General features: G+C 64.4%; 20 protein-coding genes and 1 tRNA gene. 8 read left to right on the top strand and 13 right to left on the bottom strand.

Annotated features, from left to right (window positions below):
* Nucleotides 1-71: 71 nt before the first annotated feature.
* Nucleotides 72-389, top strand: a complete 318-nt coding sequence (locus VL973_RS05215) for a DMT family transporter (protein WP_325282972.1) — start codon at nt 72-74, stop codon at nt 387-389.
* Nucleotides 390-393: 4 nt separating this feature from the next.
* On the opposite strand, the gene VL973_RS05210 is transcribed toward VL973_RS05215, so the two are convergent.
* Nucleotides 394-1614 (bottom strand): dipeptidase, encoded by a 1221-nt coding sequence (locus VL973_RS05210; protein WP_325282971.1) that lies wholly within the window; start codon nt 1612-1614, stop codon nt 394-396.
* A 29-nt stretch (nt 1615-1643) separates the two neighbouring features.
* Nucleotides 1644-2642 (bottom strand): adenosine kinase, encoded by a 999-nt coding sequence (locus VL973_RS05205; RefSeq protein ID WP_325282970.1) that lies wholly within the window; start codon nt 2640-2642, stop codon nt 1644-1646.
* 98 nt (nt 2643-2740) lie between these two features.
* On the opposite strand from VL973_RS05205, the gene VL973_RS05200 reads away from it, so the two are divergent.
* The gene (locus VL973_RS05200; protein WP_325282969.1) at nt 2741-3418 is read left to right on the top strand and encodes an EI24 domain-containing protein; all 678 of its coding nucleotides are present in this window, start codon (nt 2741-2743) and stop codon (nt 3416-3418) included.
* A gap of 32 nt (nt 3419-3450) precedes the next feature.
* The gene (locus VL973_RS05195) at nt 3451-3792 is read left to right on the top strand and encodes a hypothetical protein (protein ID WP_414712197.1); all 342 of its coding nucleotides are present in this window, start codon (nt 3451-3453) and stop codon (nt 3790-3792) included.
* A gap of 18 nt (nt 3793-3810) precedes the next feature.
* On the opposite strand, the gene VL973_RS05190 is transcribed toward VL973_RS05195, so the two are convergent.
* Complete coding sequence (locus VL973_RS05190) at nt 3811-5382, bottom strand: peptide chain release factor 3 (protein WP_325282967.1); 1572 nt, start codon at nt 5380-5382, stop codon at nt 3811-3813.
* 303 nt (nt 5383-5685) lie between these two features.
* Here VL973_RS05190 and VL973_RS05185 point away from each other — a divergent pair, with 303 nt between their 5' ends.
* Nucleotides 5686-6756, top strand: coding sequence for a type I restriction endonuclease (locus VL973_RS05185; RefSeq protein WP_325282966.1), 1071 nt, complete (start codon nt 5686-5688; stop codon nt 6754-6756).
* 9 nt (nt 6757-6765) lie between these two features.
* On the opposite strand, the gene VL973_RS05180 is transcribed toward VL973_RS05185, so the two are convergent.
* The 6 genes from VL973_RS05180 to carA all read right to left on the bottom strand — a co-directional run bounded on the left by VL973_RS05180 (nt 6766) and on the right by carA (nt 13983).
* Nucleotides 6766-7632: an aldose 1-epimerase family protein gene (locus VL973_RS05180; RefSeq protein ID WP_325282965.1), complete on the bottom strand. Its 867-nt coding sequence runs from the start codon at nt 7630-7632 to the stop codon at nt 6766-6768.
* Nucleotides 7629-8267 (bottom strand): rhomboid family intramembrane serine protease, encoded by a 639-nt coding sequence (locus VL973_RS05175; RefSeq protein WP_325282964.1) that lies wholly within the window; start codon nt 8265-8267, stop codon nt 7629-7631. The genes VL973_RS05180 and VL973_RS05175 overlap by 4 nt, the downstream gene beginning before the upstream one ends.
* Nucleotides 8268-8275: 8 nt before the next feature.
* Nucleotides 8276-8752 carry a transcription elongation factor GreA gene (gene greA, locus VL973_RS05170; protein WP_325282963.1) on the bottom strand — a complete coding sequence of 159 codons (477 nt, stop codon included), beginning with the start codon at nt 8750-8752 and terminating at the stop codon, nt 8276-8278.
* Nucleotides 8753-8830: 78 nt separating this feature from the next.
* The gene (gene carB, locus VL973_RS05165; RefSeq protein WP_325282962.1) at nt 8831-12154 is read right to left on the bottom strand and encodes a carbamoyl-phosphate synthase large subunit; all 3324 of its coding nucleotides are present in this window, start codon (nt 12152-12154) and stop codon (nt 8831-8833) included.
* Between the two features lie 297 nt (nt 12155-12451).
* Nucleotides 12452-12799, bottom strand: coding sequence for a hypothetical protein (locus tag VL973_RS05160; RefSeq protein WP_325282961.1), 348 nt, complete (start codon nt 12797-12799; stop codon nt 12452-12454).
* A gap of 20 nt (nt 12800-12819) precedes the next feature.
* The gene (carA, locus tag VL973_RS05155; RefSeq protein WP_325282960.1) at nt 12820-13983 is read right to left on the bottom strand and encodes a glutamine-hydrolyzing carbamoyl-phosphate synthase small subunit; all 1164 of its coding nucleotides are present in this window, start codon (nt 13981-13983) and stop codon (nt 12820-12822) included.
* Between the two features lie 141 nt (nt 13984-14124).
* Here carA and VL973_RS05150 point away from each other — a divergent pair, with 141 nt between their 5' ends.
* From VL973_RS05150 to rpoD, 3 genes are read left to right on the top strand one after another with little or no spacing between them, the layout of a single operon-like run.
* Nucleotides 14125-14577 carry a GatB/YqeY domain-containing protein gene (locus tag VL973_RS05150; protein WP_325282959.1) on the top strand — a complete coding sequence of 151 codons (453 nt, stop codon included), beginning with the start codon at nt 14125-14127 and terminating at the stop codon, nt 14575-14577.
* 40 nt (nt 14578-14617) lie between these two features.
* A complete protein-coding gene (gene dnaG, locus VL973_RS05145) occupies nt 14618-16486 on the top strand; it encodes a DNA primase (RefSeq protein WP_325282958.1) in 1869 nt (622 codons plus the stop codon).
* Nucleotides 16487-16499: 13 nt separating this feature from the next.
* On the top strand, nt 16500-18533 hold the full coding sequence (rpoD, locus tag VL973_RS05140) for an RNA polymerase sigma factor RpoD (RefSeq protein ID WP_325282957.1): 2034 nt from the start codon (nt 16500-16502) through the stop codon (nt 18531-18533).
* Nucleotides 18534-18577: 44 nt separating this feature from the next.
* On the opposite strand, the gene VL973_RS05135 is transcribed toward rpoD, so the two are convergent.
* Nucleotides 18578-19345: an SDR family oxidoreductase gene (locus tag VL973_RS05135; protein WP_325282956.1), complete on the bottom strand. Its 768-nt coding sequence runs from the start codon at nt 19343-19345 to the stop codon at nt 18578-18580.
* Nucleotides 19346-19461: 116 nt separating this feature from the next.
* Here VL973_RS05135 and VL973_RS05130 point away from each other — a divergent pair, with 116 nt between their 5' ends.
* Complete coding sequence (locus VL973_RS05130) at nt 19462-19884, top strand: hypothetical protein (protein WP_325282955.1); 423 nt, start codon at nt 19462-19464, stop codon at nt 19882-19884.
* On the opposite strand, the gene VL973_RS05125 is transcribed toward VL973_RS05130, so the two are convergent.
* The 3 genes from VL973_RS05125 to VL973_RS05115 form a co-directional block, all read right to left on the bottom strand.
* Nucleotides 19881-20111 carry a hypothetical protein gene (locus VL973_RS05125; protein WP_325282954.1) on the bottom strand — a complete coding sequence of 77 codons (231 nt, stop codon included), beginning with the start codon at nt 20109-20111 and terminating at the stop codon, nt 19881-19883. The genes VL973_RS05130 and VL973_RS05125 overlap by 4 nt on opposite strands.
* A gap of 27 nt (nt 20112-20138) precedes the next feature.
* Nucleotides 20139-21365 carry a Gfo/Idh/MocA family protein gene (locus tag VL973_RS05120; protein ID WP_325282953.1) on the bottom strand — a complete coding sequence of 409 codons (1227 nt, stop codon included), beginning with the start codon at nt 21363-21365 and terminating at the stop codon, nt 20139-20141.
* Nucleotides 21366-21516: 151 nt separating this feature from the next.
* Nucleotides 21517-21591: transfer RNA gene (locus VL973_RS05115), tRNA-Val, on the bottom strand.
* Nucleotides 21592-21626 lie beyond the last annotated feature (35 nt).

The raw sequence follows: 21626 nt of genomic DNA, 5'->3' as shown, positions 1-21626 counted from the left end.
GGCGCTTGCCGGCCTCTTTCGGGTTTCCGGCCGCAAGCCAGCGAACGAGCCCGCTTGCAGGAGATATTCCGATGGCGTGGCTGATTCTGGGCGTCGCGGTCGTGACCGAGATCATCTGGGCGCTGAGCCTGAAATGGGCGGCGACGCACCAAAGCTGGTCGGCATCGGCGGTGCCGATCACGCTCAGCTTCCTGAACATGTGGCTGCTGGCGATGGCGATGCGCGGGCTGCCCGCCGGCACCGCTTATGCTGTGTGGACCGGCCTGGGCGCGGTCGGCGTGACGATTTTCGGCATGATCCTGTTCGGCGAAAGCCTGAATGCAATCCAGCTTGGTTTCATCGCGCTGATCGTGGTCGGCGTGGTCGGCACCAAGATGTTCGCCGCCTGACCCGCTACTGCGCCGCGCGTTCGACGGCGCGCATCACGCGCAGCATGTTGCCGTTACCCAGCTTTTGCAGGTCGGCGTCGGACCAGCCGCGCCGCATCAGTTCGGCGAACAGCAACCGCCAGCCGTCGACGCCGGTCATCCCTTCGGGTCCGGTGCCGCTGATGCCATCATAATCGCCGCCCAGCCCGACATGATCGCGACCCGCCACGCGCGCGATATGGTCGACATGATCGGCCACATCGGCCGCCGTCACGGCGGGCATCGTGTTGGCGCGCATCCATTCGGCCATGCGCGCGTCGATCGCCTGCGCCGGTTCGCCCAGCATCAGCCCGGCGGGCGAGGATTTCAGCCGCGCCTCCACCGCCGCCTTTTCCGCCTGCCACGCGCGCACCTTGTCCGACACGAAAACCGGATAGACGTTGACCATGACGATGCCGCCATTGGCCGCGACCGCGCGCAGCATGTCGTCGGGCACGTTGCGCGGATGCGGGTTGACGGCAAAGGCGTTGGAGTGGCTGAACATCACCGGCGCACGCGATGCCGCGATCGCCGCGCGGGCGGTGTCGGCAGCAGTGTGCGACAAATCGACAATCATGCCGATGCGGTTCATTTCGGCAATTACCTGCCGCCCGAAATCGCTCAGACCCTGGGTGGCGGGCGCATCGGTGCTGCTGTCGGCCCAGGCGATGTTGCGGCTGTGGGTCAGCGTCATGTAACCGACGCCCAGCGCGCGATATTGCCGCAGGACCGCCAGCCGCCCGTCAATCTGATGGCCGCCCTCGACCCCGATCAGGCTGGCGATCCGACCCGAGCGCCGCGCAGCCTCCACATCATCGGCGGTTCTCGCCAGCACCAGCCGGTCGGGCCAGCGCGCCGCCATGCGATGCACGATGTCGATCTGTTCCAGCGTCGTCGCGACCGCCTCAGGCCCCGTCACCGTCGCGGGGATCCACACCGACCAGAATTGCGCGGCATAGCCGCCGCGCCTCATGCGGACCAAATCGGTCTGGAGCGGCGGGTCCAGACGCGACGTGTCGCCGTTCAGGTCGAGCCGCTCGACCGCCGAGTCATATTTGTCGCGAATTTCCCAGGGCAGGTCATTGTGCCCGTCGATCACCGGCCGCGTCGCCATCAGCCGGTCGAGCCGCGCGTCGAGCGACTGTGCGTTCGCGGGTTGGGCAATGGCGGCGGCGAATGCCAGCACAAGTGTAAACCGTCCAAGCATCGCCGCTGCCCCCGATGTTCCCGTTTCGCCTAGCTCAGTTTTTGCGCGATCATCGCCTTCAGGTCCACCTCCGGCCGGGCGCCATAATGCGAGATGATCTCGGCCGCGCACAGCGCCCCCATTCGCAGCGATGTGGCGACATCATGCCCCTGCGCCTGTCCATGCAGGAAGCCCGCCGCGAACAGATCGCCAGCGCCGGTGGTATCGACCACGCGCTCGATCGGTTCGGCCGCAACGGCGTGGCGCTCGCCATTGCAGATGGCGAGCGCGCCCTTCTCGCTGCGCGTCACCACCAGCACCGGCACCTGCGCCGCGACTTGATCGATCGCCGCCTCAAAGTCATCGCGTTCAGCCAGCGCGAGCAATTCATTTTCGTTGGCGAACAGGATGTCGATCAGCCCGTCGGCAATCAGCCTGCGGAAATCGTCGCCATGGCGGCTGATGCAGAACACGTCGGACAGCGTAAAGGCGACGCGGCGACCGGCGGCGCGCGCCAGATCGATGGCTGCGCGCATCGCCCGGCGCGGTTCTTCCGGGTCCCACAGATAACCCTCGAGATACAGGATCGCGCCTGCTTCGATCAAATTACGGTCCAGCGCCGCTTCGGGCAGGAATTGCGATGCGCCAAGGAAGGTGTTCATCGTGCGCTGCCCATCGGGCGTGACAAAGATCAGGCAGCGCGCCGTCGCCGGCTCTCCCGCGCGAGTGGCGGTTTCGAAACGCACGCCCTGAGCGCGGATGTCATGCGCGAACACGGTGCCGAGCTGATCGTCGGCGACCTGGCCGATAAAACCGCATTTGCCGCCCAGCGCCGCGATGCCGGCGACGGTATTGGCCGCCGACCCCCCCGAAATCTCCCGGCCCGGTCCCATCTTGGCATAAAGTGCGTCAGCGGCCTCGGGCGAGAACATGAGCTGCATCGAGCCTTTGTTCATCCCCTCAGCCACCAGAAAGTCGTCATCGGCCTGAGCGAGAATATCGACGATGGCGTTGCCGATCGCGACAACGTCGTAAGTGGCTTCGGTCAAGTGCGGCTGCTCCACGAAAATTTGTCGGCGGTTATCTTGCCAAGCCGGTGGGCGCAAGCGGCACTGGTCAAGCAGCACGGGGCATGAGAGGAAGCGGCATGTTGCGTGCCTTCGCCCTCTCCATCGGTCAGCTTGGCGATCCGGCGGTGCTGCGCGTGATTGCAAAGTCGCTGGCGCTGACGCTGGCGACCTTTGCCGCGCTGGTCGGCGGCGGCTGGTGGCTGGCGCGCTGGGCGGCGCAAGCGCTGGGCGCGGGGTGGTGGAGCGAGCTGGCCGGCGTTGCCGCCATCGTCGCTGCCGTGCTGGCGGCGTGGCTGCTGTTTCGTGCGGTGGCGATCGCGGTGGTCGGGCTGTTCGCCGATGATGTCGTGTCGGCGGTGGAGCGGCGGCATTATCCCGACGCACTGACCACCGCGCGGCCCGTGCCCCTGATGCGCGGTATTGCCATGGGGCTGGGTTCGGCGGCGCGGGCGGTGGCCGTCAATCTGGTGCTGTCGCCCATCTATCTGGCGCTGCTGGTGACGGGTGTGGGCACGGCGGCGTTGTTCCTGATCGTCAATGGCTGGCTGCTGGGACGCGATCTGGGCGATATGGTGGCGGCGCGGCACCGGGACCGCGCGGCGATGCGGGGGTTTCGTGCGACAACCCGCACCGGGCGGCTGCTGCTTGGGCTGGCGGGAACGGCATTGCTTGTCATACCCGTCGTCAACCTGGTCGCGCCGGTGCTGGCGGCGGCGATGGCGACGCATTGGTATCATCGAAGGGGGCGGATTTGAGGCACTGGAGCGCGGCAGGTCTGGGGGCACTGATGCTGGGCGGGTGCGCTGCCGTCCCCACGCCGATGACCGGTCCCGCCCCGCCCCCGCCGGCGGCTCCGACCTATACCACGGTCGGACTTGAACGGGTGCTGGGCCAGAACGCCAGCGCCCTGACCCGGCTGTTCGGCGACGCCGATGCCGATGTGACCGAGGGCACGGGCCGCAAGCTGCAATTCGGCAGCGGCATCTGTGTCCTCGACGCCTATCTCTACCCCAAACAGGGCGGCGGCGTGCCGGTCGTCACTCATGTCGACGCACGCCAGCGGGATGGGCGGGCGATCGACCGGGCCAGTTGCGTCGCGGCGCTGACAAGGCGGACGGGCGGGCGGTAAGGTCCCGCCCCACCGCCATCAGCGTTCGCGGGTGGCGGCGAACTTCACCTTGGAATAGCGTTCCGCGATGTAACCCACTTCCCATGCAGATTTGGCGAGGAACACCGGGTTCTCGTCCCGATCCTTTGCCATCGACGACCGGTTGAGGTCCATGAACTCCTTGAGCGCGGCGGGGTCCTCCGCAGACACCCAGCGCGCGGTGTCGAACGGCGCAGGTTCCAGATTGGCGCCGACCTTGTATTCAGCATCCAGCCGGCTGAGCAGCACTTCGAGCTGAAGCTGCCCCACCACGCCGATCACCCAGTTCGAGCCGATTTCGGGGTAGAAGACCTGCGTCACCCCCTCCTCCGCCATGTCGTCCAGCGCCTTGCGGAGCTGTTTCGTCTTGGTCGGATCGGTCAGCACGACGCGGCGCAGGATTTCGGGCGCGAAATTGGGCAGGCCGGTAAAGCGGATGCCCGGCCGTTCGGACAGCGTATCGCCCACGCGCAGCACGCCGTGATTGGGAATGCCGATGATGTCGCCGGGATACGCCTCATCCGCCAGTTCGCGTTCGCGCGCGAAAAACAGGATGGGCGAGTGCACCGCGATCGGCTTGCCATGGCCGCTGGGCGTCAGCTTCATGCCGCGCTTGAACACCCCCGAACACAGTCGCATGAAGGCGATGCGGTCGCGGTGGTTGGGGTCCATGTTCGCCTGAACCTTGAACACGAAGCCCGTCACCTGGGGATCGTCGGGCGATACCGGCGCGGGTTCGGCGGGTTGCGGGCGCGGCGGGGGCGCGTGTTCGGCCAGCGCGCCGATCAGCGCATCGACCCCGAACTCCTTGAGCGCCGACCCGAAATAAACGGGCGTCAGGTCACCGTTGCGATACGCCTCGGCATCGAAGGGCGCATAGCCCGCCATCGCCAGTTCGGCATCCTCGCGCAGCTTGGCTACGCCAGCTGCGGAGAGATGTTCGTCGAGCACCGGATCGTGCAGCCCGGACACCTGGATCACCTTGCCCTGAAACTCGCGGCTCGGCCCCTCCGGAAGCAACAGGCGGTTGCCGACCAGATCATAGATGCCCTCGAACTCGCCGCCCATGCCGACGGGCCAGGTCATCGGCGTGACGTCCAGCGCGAGCAGGTCGGCGATTTCATCGAGCGTTTCGTAAACCGGCCGCCCTTCGCGATCGACCTTGTTGACGAAGGTGATGATCGGGACCGAGCGCAGGCGGCACACCTCGAACAGCTTGCGCGTCTGGCTTTCGATGCCCTTGGCGACGTCGATCACCATCACGGCCGAGTCCACGGCGGTCAGCGTGCGATAGGTATCCTCGCTGAAATCCTCGTGCCCCGGCGTGTCGAGCAGGTTGAAGGTCACGCCCTCCCGCTCGAACGTCATGACGGACGACGTGACCGAGATGCCGCGCTGCTGCTCGATCTTCATCCAGTCCGAACGCGCGCGCCGCGCCTGACCCCGCGCCTTGACCTCACCCGCCAGATGGATGGCGCCGCCGAACAGCAACAGCTTTTCGGTGAGCGTGGTCTTGCCGGCGTCGGGGTGGGAAATGATCGCGAAGGTGCGGCGGTCGGGAGCGTTACTCATCGCGAGCGCCCTATGCCGCAGCGCCGCGCAAGTCGAGATGCGGCGTGGCGGAACTTGTCAAACTTCACACTGGGGGAGGTGTCGGTTCGGGCGGTATGCGGGGGTGTGCGGCGGGTGTGGGGTGCGAGGCGGGACTGGTGAACCGGGGGCATGGGGCGGAATTTAGCGCGGGAATGGGGTTGTAGGACAGTGGGAGTCAAGCATCTGGCCTTAAGATTGCTCGGTATTGAACGACGGAAGCCCACTTGCCGACTTTGCGAACTCACGTCATCGTTTCGTCACTGAATCAGGGGGGACAAGAGGATGGATTTCGCTACCAGGCTCGCTGAGCTTCAAAAGCGCACGGTCGAGCATCGCGAAGTGTTGCTAACTGAAGAAGCAGCAAAGACGGCGCTCGTCATGCCGTTTCTTCAAGCGCTCGGATATGATGTTTTCAATCCGAAAGAGGTTGTGCCTGAGTTTAATGCTGATGTTGGCATAAAGAAAGGAGAGAAGGTAGACTACGCAGTTTGCGAAAATGGCGCAGTCAACATTCTCATTGAGTGCAAACCAGCCTCATCAGAACTCAATATTGCCCACGCCTCGCAACTCTTTCGCTATTTTAGCGTAACGGATGCACGCCTCGCAATTTTAACAAACGGCGTGAATTATCAGTTTTTCTCTGACGTCGAGAAGCCGAACAAGATGGACGAGCGTCCGTTCTTCACGTTTAGCATGGATGCGATCAAACCTTCCGATATCAAAACAATTGAAAAATTTGCAAAAAATGCGTTTGATATCGAAAATATCATACAAGAGGCCGGTCATCTAAAGCTACAGTCTCTCTTGCGAAAAGCAATTGAACAGGAGTTTTCCGAACCAACTGATGATTTTGTAAGGGTTTTTGCTGCCCGCGTTGTCGAGGGACGAATTACACAAAACGCAAAAGAAACAATTGGTCGCATCATTCCGAATACGATAGCGGCGATCATTCGTGATCGCGTCAACGAACGACTGGCTTCGGCACTGAACGCTACAACGCCCACGATGTCCGAGCCGGAAGATGCGTCAACGAGCGCCCCGGAGGAGTCTGTCATCACAACGCAAGAAGAGTTGGGAGGCTATCATATTGTGCAAGCTATTGCATCGCGCTTGGTTTCTCCCAAGCGTGTAGTCATTCGTGATAGCAAGTCTTATTGTGCTATTCTTTTGGATGACAACAATCGTAAAACGATTGCGCGGATGTGGTTGAACTCTCCCACAACGAGATATGTTGGTACGTTTTCTGGAAAAGACGAAACTAAGCATCTTATATCTGAATTGACTGACATTTATCAGCTTATGCCACAGATTGAGGCTCGCCTCCGGGAACTGGATGATACCATTCCCGGCTAATCGCCCCCCCTACCCCTCCAGCGTCACCGCCATCTCGACGCTCCACCGCGCGCCCGGCGCAATGCGGTGGATGCCGGGCTTGTCCCAGATTTCGCCGGTGAAGCCCGCCGGGTCGGCAATGCCGTGCCATGGCTCGACACAGATGAAGGCCGCGCCGGGCTTGGTCCAGATGCCGAGCATCGGCGTGTCGGGGAAGTCGATGCGAAGCTGGGGACCGTCCGCCGCGCCATAATGGACCGACTGGCTCTCCACCCGTTGCCACACCAGCGCATCCTGCTCGAACAGATCGTCGCGCAGGGTCAGCGTGCGGCCGTCCAGCGGGCTGTCGCGGTCGGCGGGGCCGATCAGGCCGCCGGGGACGATGCGCGCCAGTCGCTCCGGCTCTACGCCCTCGAACCGGATGCGGTGGTCGGCGCGCGCGCGGCCATAGGGCAGCGGCCAGGCAAAGGCAGGGTGAAAGCCGATGCTGGCGGGCATGTCGCGATCGTCACGATTCTCCACCGTGACAATGGTGGTCAGCGTGGCGGCGTTCAGGACATGGCGCACGTCGAGGGCGAAGGCGCGGGGAAAGACGGCGCGACTGTCGGCATCGTCGCTCAGGCGCAAGGTGACGGCGCGGTCGCTCTGCTCCACCGTCTCGAACAGGCGGCGGCGGGCAAAGCCGTGCTGCGGCAGGGCATATTCCTGTCCGTCCAGCCGATAGCGACCGCCGTTCAGCGCGCCGACGATGGGAAACAGGATTGGCGCGTGGCCGGTCCAATAAGCCGGGTCGGCATCGGTCATCAGCCCCCGGCCATCGGAATCGCGAAGCTGCGTCAGTTCGGCACCGAGCGGGTTGATCGCGGCGGACAGGCCGGCGGAGGCGATTTCGATCATGCGCTACGCCAATGCCAGCGGACCAGCGGGCGCGCCAGCACCACACCGACGATGAAGCCGCCGACATGCGCCGCGCCCGCGATCGGCATCGACGTGCCCGCGGTGACGAAGCCGACCAGCAGGTTGATCGCGCTCCACGCGACAATCAGCCACAGCATCTGCACTGCGTCGCGCGACAGGGGACCGATCGGCCGCGCCCGCCCGCCCCGGCTGTAGAGCATGGAATAGGCACCAATGATGCCCGATGCGGCTCCGCTCGCGCCGATCATCGGCACGGCCGACACAGGCTCGAACAGATATTGGCCCAGCGCCGCGCCGATCGCCGACAACAGGTAAAGCACCACGATGCCGCGCGCGCCGATCGCCCGTTCGGCCGCGGCGCCGGTATAGCCCAGCATCACCAGGTTGAAGCCCAGATGCAGGAAACTGGCATGGACCAGCGCCGCCGTGAACGGCGTCAGCCACACCGGCATCAGATCGGCATCGGCGAGCAGCGGCAGCGTGTTGCCCAGGCGGGCGGGAATGAACCCGGCATAGACGGCGGCATAGCCGACCATGTCGCCCAGCAGCAGCAACACGCCGACCAGCGCCGTCACCGCCGCGATGACAACCGTGGCGGGCGCGCGGCTCAACATCGCGGACCTCAGATGAACTCGATCTTCGAGACCAGATAATAACGGTCGCCCGCGGGCACCGACACTTCGACCTCATCCTCGACGCGACGGCCGATCAGCGCGCGACCCAGCGGCGAGTTATAGCTGATGCGGCCGGTTTTCGCATCCGCCTCGGTCTGGCCGACGATCTGGTATTTGACGGGCTTTTCGTCATCGTCCAGCAACGTGACGGTCGCACCAAACACCACCTTGTCACCTGACAGGTCACGCGGGTCGATGACCTGCGCGCGGCTCAGCTTGTCCTCGATATCGGAAATCGACGCCTCGACCTGGCCCTGACGTTCCTTGGCAGCGTGATATTCGGCGTTTTCGGACAAATCGCCATGCGCGCGCGCTTCCTCGATCGCATCGACGATCAAAGGGCGCTCCGCCTTCAACCGCTTCAACTCCGAGGTGAGCTTGTCATAGCCCTCCTGAAGCATCGGCATCTTTTCGACGGTCGCCATATTCAGTTCCTTAAACAACCCCTTTTCGCGCGGCTCCTGTTCGGGACCGCCCGCACACCAACCTGCTATATTTGGGGATCAAACGTGCGAACGCGAATAATAGGCCTGCAGCGAACGCACTTCAAGGGACTGGCTTGCCGCCGCCGTAATGGCCCGCGCCGCAGCGACGCTGGCCGGGGCGGTGGTGAAATAGGGCACCTTCATGTTGAGCGCTGAGCGGCGGATATCGGCCGAATCCTTGTGCGACTGCCACCCTTCGGTGGTATTGAAGATCAGGTCGATCTCCCCGTCGAGGATGCGGTCGACAATGTGGGGGCGGCCCTGCGCCACCTTGTTCACCCGTTCGACCGCCACGCCCTGTCCGGCCAGGAAATCAGCGGTGCCGCCAGTGGCGATAATGGTGAAGCCCTGTTCGGCGAGCAGCTTGATACCGGGCAGCACCACCGCCTTGTCGCTGTCCTTGACGCTGACGAACAGGCGGCCCGATGCGGGCAGCACGGTGCCCGCGCCCAGTTGCGCCTTGGCAAAGGCAATCGGGAAATCATCATCGATTCCCATGACTTCGCCCGTGGACTTCATTTCCGGCGACAACACCGGATCGACGCCGGGGAAGCGCGCGAAGGGAAAGACCGCTTCCTTGACGGCGACATGGTCGATGTGGCGGTCGATGGCGGGCAGGTCGGCGAGCTTTTCCCCCGCCATCACACGCGCGGCATATTTGGCGATGGGCGCGCCAATCGCCTTGGCGACGAACGGCACGGTGCGGCTGGCGCGGGGATTGACCTCGATCAGATAGACTTCGCCGTCCTTGACCGCGAACTGGATGTTCATCAGGCCGACGACGTTCAGCGCGCGCGCCAGCACTTCGGTCTGGCGCTCGATCTCGACAATCACGTCGGCGGGCAGGCTGTAGGGGGGCAGCGAACAGGCGCTGTCGCCCGAATGGACGCCGGCTTCCTCGATATGCTGGAGCACGCCCGCCACGACGACATCGGTGCCGTCGCTGATCGCATCGACATCGACCTCGATCGCGTCGCGCAGATACTGATCGATCAAAACCGGCGCGTCGCCAGACACTTGCACGGCAGTCTGGATGTAGGATTCGAGCTGTGCCGTGCCGTCGACAATCTCCATCGCGCGGCCGCCAAGCACATAGCTGGGGCGCATCAGCACCGGATAGCCGATGCGTTCGGCCACTGCGATCGCTTCCTCACGGCTGCGCGCAATGCCGTTGGCGGGCTGTTTCAGGCCCTGACGCGCGACCAACGCGGCGAAATGTTCGCGGTCCTCGGCCAGGTCGATGGCGTCGGGGCTGGTGCCGAGAATGGGAATCCCCGCCGCTTCCAGCGCGCGCGCAAGGTTCAGCGGCGTCTGCCCGCCGAACTGGACGATGACGCCCACCAGCTCGCCGCGCGAGCGTTCGACCTCAAGGATCTCCAGCACGTCCTCCGCCGTCAGCGGCTCGAAATAGAGCCGGTCGGACGTGTCGTAGTCGGTCGAGACGGTTTCGGGGTTGCAGTTGACCATGATCGTCTCGAACCCGGCATCGGCGAGCGCGAAACAGGCGTGGCAACAGCAATAATCGAACTCGATCCCCTGCCCGATCCGGTTCGGACCACCACCCAGAATGACGATCTTGCGCCGGTCGCTGGGCATGCTTTCGTCCTCTGGCGCGCCAAAGCTGGGCGCTTCATAGGTCGAATACATATAAGGCGTCCTGGCCGCGAACTCGGCCGCGCAGGTGTCGATGCGCTTGAACACCGGACGCACGCCCAGCTTGTGGCGCAGCGCGCGCACTTCATCCTCGTTCACGCCGCCGGTCATGGCCTTGACCGCTTCGTGGATCAGGCCGCCGCGCGCGGGGAAACGGTCACGCAGACCGACGCTCTCGACCGCCAAATAAGCGAGCCGCTTGTCGCTGAACCCCATCGCCTTCAACCGGCGCATGCCGGCGGCATCGCGCGGCAGGCCGCCGGCAATCACCTCAGCCTCGGCGTCAACAATTTCCTTTATCCGGTTGAGAAACCACGGATCATATTTGGCGATCGCGTGAACCTCGGCCACGGTGAAGCCCTCACGCAGCGCCTGTGCGGCGACCAGCAGGCGGTCGGGGGTGGCGCGGCTGAGCGCGGCTTCGATCTCGGCGCGCGGCGCGCCCTTCAATGCCTCGACATCGTTGAAGCCCGAAAGGCCGGTTTCCAGTCCGCGCAGCGCCTTTTGCATGCTTTCGTGGATCGAGCGGCCGATCGCCATGACCTCCCCCACCGACTTCATCGCGGTCGACAGGATCGGCTCCGACCCCTTGAACTTCTCGAACGCGAAGCGCGGGATTTTGGTCACGACATAGTCGATGGTCGGTTCGAACGCGGCGGGCGTGGCGCCGGTGATATCGTTCTCGATCTCGTCCAGCGTGTATCCGACGGCCAGCTTGGCCGCGACCTTGGCAATGGGAAAGCCCGTCGCCTTGGACGCGAGCGCCGACGAACGGCTGACGCGCGGGTTCATTTCGATGACGATCAGGCGGCCGTCGGCGGGATTGACCGCGAACTGAACGTTCGAACCGCCGGTTTCCACGCCGATTTCACGCAGGACCGCGATGCTCGCGTTCCGCATGATCTGATATTCCTTGTCGGTCAGCGTCAGCGCGGGCGCGACGGTGATCGAATCGCCGGTGTGGACGCCCATCGGGTCGATATTCTCGATCGAGCAGACGATGATGGCATTGTCGGCGCGGTCGCGCACGACTTCCATCTCATATTCCTTCCAGCCGAGCAGCGATTCCTCGATCAGCACCTCGGTCGTGGGCGACGCCTCAAGCCCCTTGCGGACGATGTCGACGAACTCTTCCTTGTTATACGCAATGCCGCCGCCGGTACCGCCAAGCGTGAAGCTGGGCCGGATGATCGCGGGCAGTCCGGTATGGTCGAGCGCGGCAATCGCCTCCTCCACCGTGTGCGCCACGGCGGAGCGGGCCGATTCCAGCCCGATCTTGTCCATCGCGTCGCGAAACTTCTGGCGATCCTCGGCCTTGTCGATGGCCTCCGCATCGGCACCGATCATCGTCACGCCATATTTCGCGAAGGTGCCGTCATGGAACAGCGCCAGCGCGGTGTTCAGCGCTGTCTGACCGCCCATGGTGGGCAGGACGGCGTCGGGCCGCTCCTTCTCGATGATCTTGGCGACGATTTCGGGCGTGATCGGCTCGACATAAGTCGCGTCGGCCAGATCGGGATCGGTCATGATCGTGGCCGGGTTCGAATTGACCAGGACGACGCGGTAGCCCTCTTCCTTCAAGGCCTTGATCGCCTGCGTGCCCGAATAATCGAATTCGCATGCCTGACCGATAACGATTGGCCCGGCGCCAATCACGAGGATGGAGGTGATGTCGGTGCGTTTGGGCATTTCTATCGGAGATCCGGAAGAGGGGGAGGAGTGTCGGCGTTAAGCCAGTTCCAATGCGTTTGCGGCAACAGTCCGCTAGTCATAACGGCGAATATTTGCGTTATGATAAAGTGGTTTGGATTCAAGAACGGAGAGAAACTTGCGTTCATTTGGGCAAGTGACGCCTTTGACTTCACGAACACCGTTCCCAAAAAGGGCACCATGTACTGATAAGTATAGCCATTAGACCGGACAAATTCGACCAACCTCGTTGGGGTTGGATCGGTCATGAGTGGATCATAACTAATCAGGAAGTTATTATACACTATTGCCCTCCGCGGCTGACGGATTTGCAATCAGCATTTCGGCGGGCTTGGCTTCAATAACAGCGTTTGAGTCGCCAATTTCACTCCGCATTTGCGTGAGCATCATTTTACGCTCTACATGCTCCTCGTTCTGCAACCTATCCCGATCGAAAAACGTGAAGAATACGATCTGAAGCAGGGTTGCAATCGGGCAAATTAATGCGAGAGCAACAAACAAATAACTGACCGGTGCGGGTACGAATGCCGCGGCAAGTGCTCCTAAAGGCAGGCAAATCGCTGTAAGCAAAAGAGCAGGAACAACCGCACTGCTCGTTTTTAAGCTCTTGGTGACTTGAGCCAAGCTGGGGCTATCGATCGAGTTCAACGAAGCATCCCCACGAACCGCTCGAACAGATAGAAACTATCCTGCGGTCCCGGCGACGCTTCCGGGTGATATTGCACGCTGAACGCTGGCCGATCGGTCAGCTCGAACCCGGCGTTGCTGCCGTCGAACAGCGACACATGCGTCTCGCGCGCGGTCTCCGGCAGCGTTTCGGTCACGACCGCGAAGCCGTGGTTCATGCTGGTGATCTCGACCACGCCGTCGGCCAGCCGCTTGACCGGGTGGTTCGCGCCGCGATGGCCCTGATGCATCTTGGTCGTGCGCGCGCCGACAGCCAGACCCAGCAACTGGTGACCAAGGCAGATGCCGAACACCGGCAGCTTTTCATCCAGCAGGCGGCGGATGACGGGGACGGCATATTCGCCGGTCGCGGCGGGGTCGCCGGGGCCGTTGGACAGGAACACGCCATCGGGCTTGAGCGCCATCACCTCGTCAAAGGTCGCGGTGGCGGGCAGGACCGAAACGCGCGCGCCCGCCTGAACCAGATTGCGGAAGATGTTGCGCTTTGACCCGTAATCGAGGGCCACGACATGCGGGCGGGCATCCTCGCCGCCCCCGGCTCCGTATCCTTCACCCAGCTTCCACAGGCCGCCGGCCCAGCCATAGTGCATTTCGCACGACACGGTTTTGGCCAGGTCCATGCCCTCAAGCCCCGGCCAGGCGCGGGCCTGTTCCAGCAGGGCGGGCACGTCGAACTCGCCGGTGGGCGAATGGGCGATGACGCCGTTGGGCGCGCCCGCTTCACGGATGCGGCGCGTCAGCGCGCGGGTGTCGATGCCCGACAGGCCGATGCGGTTGTGCGCGCGCATCCAGTCGTCCAGCCGCTCGACCGAGCGGAAATTGCTGGGTTCGGTCACATCCTCCCGCACGATCATGCCAAGGGCGTGGGGATCGTCGGCCTCGACATCGTCGGCGTTGGTGCCGACATTGCCGATATGCGGAAAGGTGAAGGTGATGATCTGACCGGCATAGGACGGGTCGGTCATCACTTCCTGATAACCGGTCATGGCGGTGTTGAAGCACACTTCGCCCACCGCCGCGCCGGTCGCGCCGAAGCCGCGGCCCCAGACGACATCGCCATTGGCCAGAACCAACACGCCCGTGGCTCCTTCGGGCGCGTGAAAGGGCGTGGCGTCGGCCATGGGGGCGGCTACTCCGTAAACTTGGGTTGGCAATGTCGCTAAGGCACGGCGGCTAGACCCCGCGCCGCCGCCCGTCAACCAGTGACGATATGCGCGGGGTGGGCTAACAGTTCTCGTTTACGCTTCAGTTCGAGAGAAATCATGATTCGCGACGATATCAAGGCCGCGCTGGTCACCGCCATGAAGGGCGGGGACAAGGCCGCGACGGGCACCATGCGGCTGATCCAGTCGGCCATCAAGAACCGCGATATCGAGGTTCGCACCGGCGGCGCGCCCGCCGATGACGATTTGCTGGTGGTCGAAGTGCTGCAAAAAATGGTCAAGCAGCGCCGCGAATCGATCGAAATGTATGAAAAGGGCGGCCGCCCCGAACTGGCCGCTGCCGAAGCCGCCGAGGTCGCGGTGATCGAACGCTTCCTGCCGCGCCAGATGGACGACGCCGAAACGGCCGCCGCGATCGAGGCGATCAAGGCCGATCTGGGCGCGTCGGGCATGAAGGACATGGGCCGGGTGATGGCCGAGTTGAAGGCGCGTCACGGCCAGGTGCTGGACATGTCCAAGGCCAGCGGCGCGGTGAAGGCAGCGCTTAGTTGATCGACAGGCGCGTCACGCTTTGCCATGATATAATCGTAGCGTGAGTCTGACGCCCGCCTTTCTGGACGAGGTCCGCGCACGCACCACCTTGTCGGTGCTGGTCGGCCGCACGGTAAAGCTGCAACGCGCGGGGCGGGAGTTTCGCGCGTGCTGCCCGTTCCACAATGAAAAATCGCCCAGCTTTTACGTCAATGACGACAAGGGCTTTTACCACTGTTTCGGGTGCGGGGCGCATGGCGACGCGATCCGCTGGCTGACCGAGCAACAGGGCCTGCCGTTCATCGACGCGGTCAAGGAGCTGGCGCAGGTTGCCGGGCTGGAAATGCCCGCGCAGGACAAGCGCGCGGCGGAGAAAGCGGAGCGGGCGAAATCGCTGCATGACGTCATGGCGGCGGCGGCGAAATGGTATGAGGAACAGCTTTACGGGCTGGACGGCGCCGACGCGCGCGCGCTGCTGGAACGGCGCGGCATCCGCGCCGACACCGCGCGCACCTTCGGGCTGGGCTTCGCGCCCGACAGCCGCACGCGGCTACGCCAGGCGCTGAGCGAGTTCGGCGATGCGATGCTGGTCGAGGCGGGGCTGCTGATCCAGGTCGACGGCAAGGCGCCTTATGACCGGTTTCGCGGGCGGTTGATGATCCCGATCCGCGATCCAAGGGGCCGGGTGATCGCGTTTGGCGGGCGCATCATCGGGGCGGGCGAGCCGAAATATCTGAACTCGCCGGAAACCCCGCTCTTCGACAAGGGCCGCACGCTCTACAATCTCGACCGCGCCGCGCCCGCCGCGCGCAAGGCCGGCCGCGTGATCGCGGTCGAGGGGTATATGGACGTGATCGCGCTGGCGCAGGCCGGGTTCGGCGAAGCGGTCGCGCCGCTTGGCACCGCGATGACCGAGGCGCAGCTTGAGCGGATGTGGCGGCTGGCCGACGTGCCGGTGATGTGCTTCGACGGCGACGCGGCGGGGCAGAAAGCGGCGATCCGCACGGCGGAACGCGCGCTACCCACGCTGGCGCCGGGGCGCAGCCTGTCGTTCGTCACACTGCCCGCGGGGCAGGACCCCGACGACCTGATCCGCGCATCGGGACCGGGTGCGATGGAGGTGTTGCTGGCCAAGCCCGAACCGCTGGTCGAGCGGCTGTGGCGTCACGCGCTGAGCGAACCGACCGACACGCCGGAGGAGCGCGCGGGGCTTCGCGCGCGGCTGGCCGAACAGGCGGACCTGATCGCGGACACCAATGTCCGCACCGAATATCATGCCGATTTTCGGCGGCGCTTTTTCGAGACCTTTGCCAAGCGCCCTGCCCCGCCGCCCCGATCGCAAGCGCGCACGCCGCAACGTGGCCGTTTCACCAAGGGCGGATGGCAGCCCCCCGAAGCGCCGCCGGGCGACGAGGCGCGCGCGGTCGGCACGGGTGGCATCGACCGGGTGCTGGCGCGCGCCGTGCTGTGCGGGTTGATCCGGCATCCCGCCGAAATCGCGCGGCATATGGAAGTGCTGGGTTCGCTGCGCCTCGCCGATGGAGCGCTAGCGCGCGCGTTCGAGGCGGTCGTCGATCTCGCCCTTGAAGATCAGGCGCTTGATAGCACGCGCCTCGTCACCATATTGGCCGGGTCCGGGTTCGATCAGGTGGCGAGTGATCTGCTGAGAGCCGACGCCCTGCCTTTCTCGTTTACGCAAGCCGGCGCCGACGATGCGCGCGCCGCAGCGGATTTGAACGAGGCGATTGCGGTGATGGTCGCGCGTCCACGCGTTGACGCCGCATTGGCGGAGGCTACGTCGGCGATGGCGGCGCACTTCACCGGCGATGCGCTGGCGCGGCAGCAGGCGTTGTTGCAAGAGCAACAGCGTTTGAAGGCGCGACTTGAAAAACTCGCGCACGCGGACGAAGACGACGAAACGATCGGGTAATCGAGGGCAGTTGATGGCGAAGGCGAACATGGCGGACGTTGCCGACACAAATGAAACGGGCGACGCGCCGCTGATCGACCTGAATGAAGGCTCGATCAAGAAGCTGGTCGCACGCGCGAAGAAGCGCGGATACATCACCGTCGATCAGTTGAACGAGATGCTGCCGCAGGACCAGATGTCCTCCGAGCAGATCGAGGACATCATGGCCGCGCTCAACGACATGGGCGTGAATGTTGTCGAGAATGAGGAAGCGGGCGAAGACGGCGATACCGAGGAGGACAGCGCCGACGACACCGAATCGACCGAAACTCAGGACGATTCCGCACCCGCGTTCGAAATTCCCAAGAAAAAAGAGACGGTCGATCGCACCGACGATCCCGTCCGCATGTATCTGCGCGAGATGGGCGCGGTCGAACTGCTCAGCCGTGAGGGCGAGATCGCCATCGCCAAGCGGATCGAGGCTGGTCGCGACACGATGATCCTGGGGCTGTGCGAAAGCCCGATCACGTTCAACGCGATCATCAACTGGTCGACTGCGCTGAACGAAGGCACGATGCAGCTTCGCGAGATCCTCGATCTCGACGCCATGCTGTCCAAGGACCCGGCCCCTGAATCGCTGTCCGACGAGGATGGCGACGACGATGGCGAGATTTCGGAAAAAAATGCCGGCCCATCCTTCAAGGAAGAAGAAGAGCCGGAAGAAGCCTCTGCCGACGAGGAAGAGGATTCGATGACCGAGCGGCGCACGCCGCGCCCGTCGGATGACGAGGAAGAGGACAATACCCTTAGCCTCGCGCAGATGGAGGAGACGCTCAAGCCGCAGGCGCTCGAAAAGTTCGCCAGCATCACCTCGCTCTACAAGAGCTTCGCCAAGATGCAGGTCAGGCGGCTCGACGCGATGGGCGCGGGCGGCGAATTGTCGGCGGCGGACGAGCGCAAATATCAGAAGCTGCGCGAAGAGCTTACCGCCGAGGTCGAAAGCGTCCAGTTCCATCAGGCCAAGATCGAATATCTGGTTGACCAGCTTTACAGCTTCAACCGGCGCCTGACCGCGCTTGGCGGCCAGATGCTGCGCCTGGCCGAGCGGCACAAGGTGAACCGCAAGGATTTCCTCGACCGCTATATGGGGCACGAGCTGGACGAGCAGTGGCTGCCCGCGGTCCAGGGCCTCGACAAGAAGTGGAAGGCGTTTGTCGAGAACGAGGGCGCGACCGTCGACCGCATCCGCGTCGAGATCGCCGAGATCGCGCAATCGACCGGCATGGCGCTTGGCGAGTTCCGCCGCATCGTCAACATGGTGCAAAAGGGCGAGCGCGAGGCGCGGATCGCCAAGAAGGAAATGGTCGAAGCCAATCTGCGCCTCGTCATCTCGATCGCCAAGAAATACACCAATCGCGGGCTGCAGTTCCTCGACCTGATTCAGGAGGGCAATATCGGCCTGATGAAGGCGGTCGATAAGTTTGAATATCGACGCGGTTACAAGTTCAGCACCTATGCGACGTGGTGGATCCGTCAGGCGATCACCCGTTCGATCGCCGATCAGGCGCGCACGATCCGCATTCCGGTCCACATGATCGAGACGATCAACAAGCTGGTCCGCACCAGCCGCCAGTTCCTGCACGAACAGGGCCGCGAACCGACACCGGAGGAAATGGCCGAGCGCCTTTCCATGCCGCTGGAAAAGGTTCGTAAGGTGATGAAGATCGCCAAGGAGCCGATCAGCCTCGAAACGCCGATCGGCGACGAGGAGGACAGCCATCTGGGCGACTTCATCGAGGACAAGAACGCGATCATCCCGGTCGATGCCGCCATTCAGGCGAACCTGAAGGAAACGGTGACGCGTGTGCTGGCCAGCCTGACCCCGCGTGAGGAACGCGTGCTGCGGATGCGGTTCGGCATCGGCATGAACACCGACCACACGCTTGAGGAAGTCGGCCAGCAGTTCAGCGTGACGCGCGAACGTATCCGCCAGATCGAGGCCAAGGCGCTCCGCAAGCTGAAGCACCCCAGCCGCAGCCGCAAGATGCGGTCATTCCTTGACCAGTAATCGAAATGGGGCGGCCGTCGACAAGACGGGCCGCCCCTTTCCTTTCACTCGGCGTAGATCATCCGCCGGGTCATGCCGCCATCGACCACCAGTTGATGGCCGGTGACGAAGCCTGCCCCCTCGCTCGCCAGCCACGCCACCGCCGACGCGATGTCACGCGGTTCCCCGACGCGGCCGACCGGGTGCTGCGTGCGGTCGATTTCGCGATGTTCGGCGGGTTGGCGCGCCGATGGCTTGGCCCATGGCCCGGTCTCGATCCAGCCCGGCAACACGGCATTGACGCGGATATCGGGACCCAGGCTGACCGCAAGGGCATGTGACAGCGCGCACAACGCTCCCTTGGCGGCGGCATAGCCCTCGCACTGCGCTTCGGATTGGAGCGCGCGGGTGGACGCGACCAGCACGATCGAACTGCCGTCCCGTCGCCGCAGTCGCGGGACCGAGGCGCGCACCATCAGGAACGCGCCGGTGACATGGCTGTCCTGCCATCGCCGCCAGTCGGTCAGGCTGGCGTCCTCGATCGGTCCGATCACCGGATTGGCCAGCCCCGCGTTGGAGACCAGCAGATCAAAGCCCGGCGCATCCGCCCCGATCCAGGCGTCGATCCGCTCGAACGCCTGAGCCACTTCATGCTCATCCGCGACATCGCATTCGTGCACCAGGAGATTGTCGTCCGGCGTGGCGGCAAGGTCGGCCACCGCCTCCCGATCGCGATCGAGCGCGACGACACGCCACCCCTCGCCCAGCATATGCTGGACCACCCCCTTGCCGATACCCTGCGCCCCGCCGGTCACGACCGCTACGCGTGTCATGCAGATTCCTTTGCCATTTCGTTGTCGACCCAAAACGCGCGAGGGCGTCCGGTGGTGCCACATGATCGCTTGACCTCGCCCGTCCGCTACCCATTTTGGGGCCGGAAGGATCCCAGATGCTCGCCGCCGTGCTGTTGCTCCATGCCCTCACCCCGCAATCCGGCATCGTCGCCACCTTCTCCGACCGCGAGGCCTTGCGCGAGCAGGTCGCCGCCGAACAGATCGACGTTCCCGCGCAGTCCACGCCCGAGCGGGCCGCGCAGGATCTGGTTGAGGCGGAGGGATTGAAATCATGGGGGCCATCGGACCCGGTTCGCTCCCAACCCGGCGCGGCCCTGCAATGGCGCGCGCGCCACGCCGGCGACGGGCGCGAAGTCGTCGTCTATTTTGCGCCCGATCGACAAATATTATGCCGCATCCGTCGCCCGCGCGGCGGCTTGTCGGACGCCCATCAGCGCGCGGTCAGGTGGTGCGCCGCCTCGCTCGGCATCACGCTGCCGCCGCGACAACCGCCAGTGGCGATCGGCGCGAGGCGCTAACCGCCGCGCACGAACGGGTGGGAGGCACGCACGCCGTCGATCAGCGATTCGATCGCCGCGACCTCCTGCGGGTTGCCACTGGGCGTGACGCTCCAGTTGCAATGGGCGTGCGTCGCCCGGTCGTAAACGCGCACCGGCCCGACGGCGAGCCGCCAGCGTCGCTGGCTACCCCCCGCCGTCCGGGTCAATGTCGCGACCAGCAAGTCCTGAAGCTGGCCGGGCGTCATCGCGTTCTTCCGAAACGCATCGCTGGTTCAGCCGCGCATCCGGCCATCCGGGGCCAGCCGCACGGTCTGCCCCCGCTCCGCCGCGGCATAGATCGCCTCGATCAGGCGGGTGTCGCGCAGCCCCATTTCGCCCGGTGTCCGAATCGGCTTGTTGTCGCGCACAGCGTCGGCAAAATGGTCGAGCTGGCGGGCGAACTGGACGCCGGGGTCGCCGGGGTTCAACTCGCGCGGTTCGCGCCCCTCCAGCCGCATTTTCTGTCCCGAATAGCTGGTCGCCGGATCCATGATGAGCGCGCCCCTGGTGCCGCGGACATGCGCGAAATTGGTGCCCGCCGAGTCATAGGATGTCGCGAGATGCGCGACCGCGCCGGAGGGAAAGCGCCACTGCGACCCGACATGCGCGAAAATCTCGGCAAAACGCGGGTCGCCGGTGGGACGAAAGGTCGTCGCACTGATGCTCTCGGGCATTTCACCCGTCAGGTAGAGCGCCGATTGCAGGCCATAGATGCCATAATCCTCCAGCGGCCCGCCGCCCGCCAGCGCGCGGCTGACGCGCCAGTTCTCACGCGGCGTGGTCGGCCCCATGCGATAGGATTGCTCGGTCCGCAGCAGCCGGATATCGCCGACCGCTTTCTGCGACATCAGCTTCATCGCCTCCACATTGAACGGCTCGAAATGCGAGCGATAGGCGATCATCAGCTTGCGATTCGCACGGCGACCGGCGGCGATCATCCGCTCGCAATCGGCACTGGAAAGCGCCATCGGCTTTTCGCACAGCACATGCTTGCCGGCGCCGAATGCGCGCACCGCCCAGTCTGCGTGCAGGCCGGTGGGCAGCACGATATAAATCGCGTCGATCCGGTCGTCCGACGCGATCTCGTCAAAACGGTCATAAGAATAACGCGCGTCGCCCGGCACGCCATATGCGTCACCCACCTTGGCCAGCTTGTCCGGGTTGCCCGACACGATCGCGGCGACATGCGCGCGTTCGGCATCGACGAAACGCGGCATCATCTGGTTGAGCGCATAGCCGCCCAGCCCGACGATCGCGAAACCCACGCTGTCCTGCCGCTTGGGTCGCGGCGGGGTCGCGGGCAGCTTTACGCCGTCGGGCATGGGCTGTCCCGCCACGCGCGCGCCGGTTCCCGCCTGAATGCGCGCAGCGGCCGGAACCATGCCCGCCGCCAGTGTCGCCGCCACCGCGCCGCCACCGGCACCGATCAGTCCACGCCGTGTCATGTTGATGCCGCTCATCTCATCTCTCTCCCCGGTTGCGTGCGAGCAATGCGCGTCTGCCGCACGGGCAGGATAGCGCGATCCTTGATAGCGCTACAACGCCGCGATGCCGATCGGGTCGCAAATGAAAAAGCCCGCCATCTCGAACCGAGAGGGCGGGCTTTTCAAGTGGTGGGCGTGGCAAGGATTGAACTTGCGACCCCTGCGATGTCAACACAGTGCTCTACCACTGAGCTACACGCCCGCCGGGAGTGGCGCTGTTAGCGGCGGGCGGCGGGC

It is taken from the genome of Sphingomonas sp. (genome assembly GCF_035490575.1).
Classification (GTDB): domain Bacteria; phylum Pseudomonadota; class Alphaproteobacteria; order Sphingomonadales; family Sphingomonadaceae; genus Sphingomonas.
The sequence above is the reverse complement of the archived record's forward strand: the minus strand, read 5'-3'. Positions and strand labels throughout refer to the sequence as shown.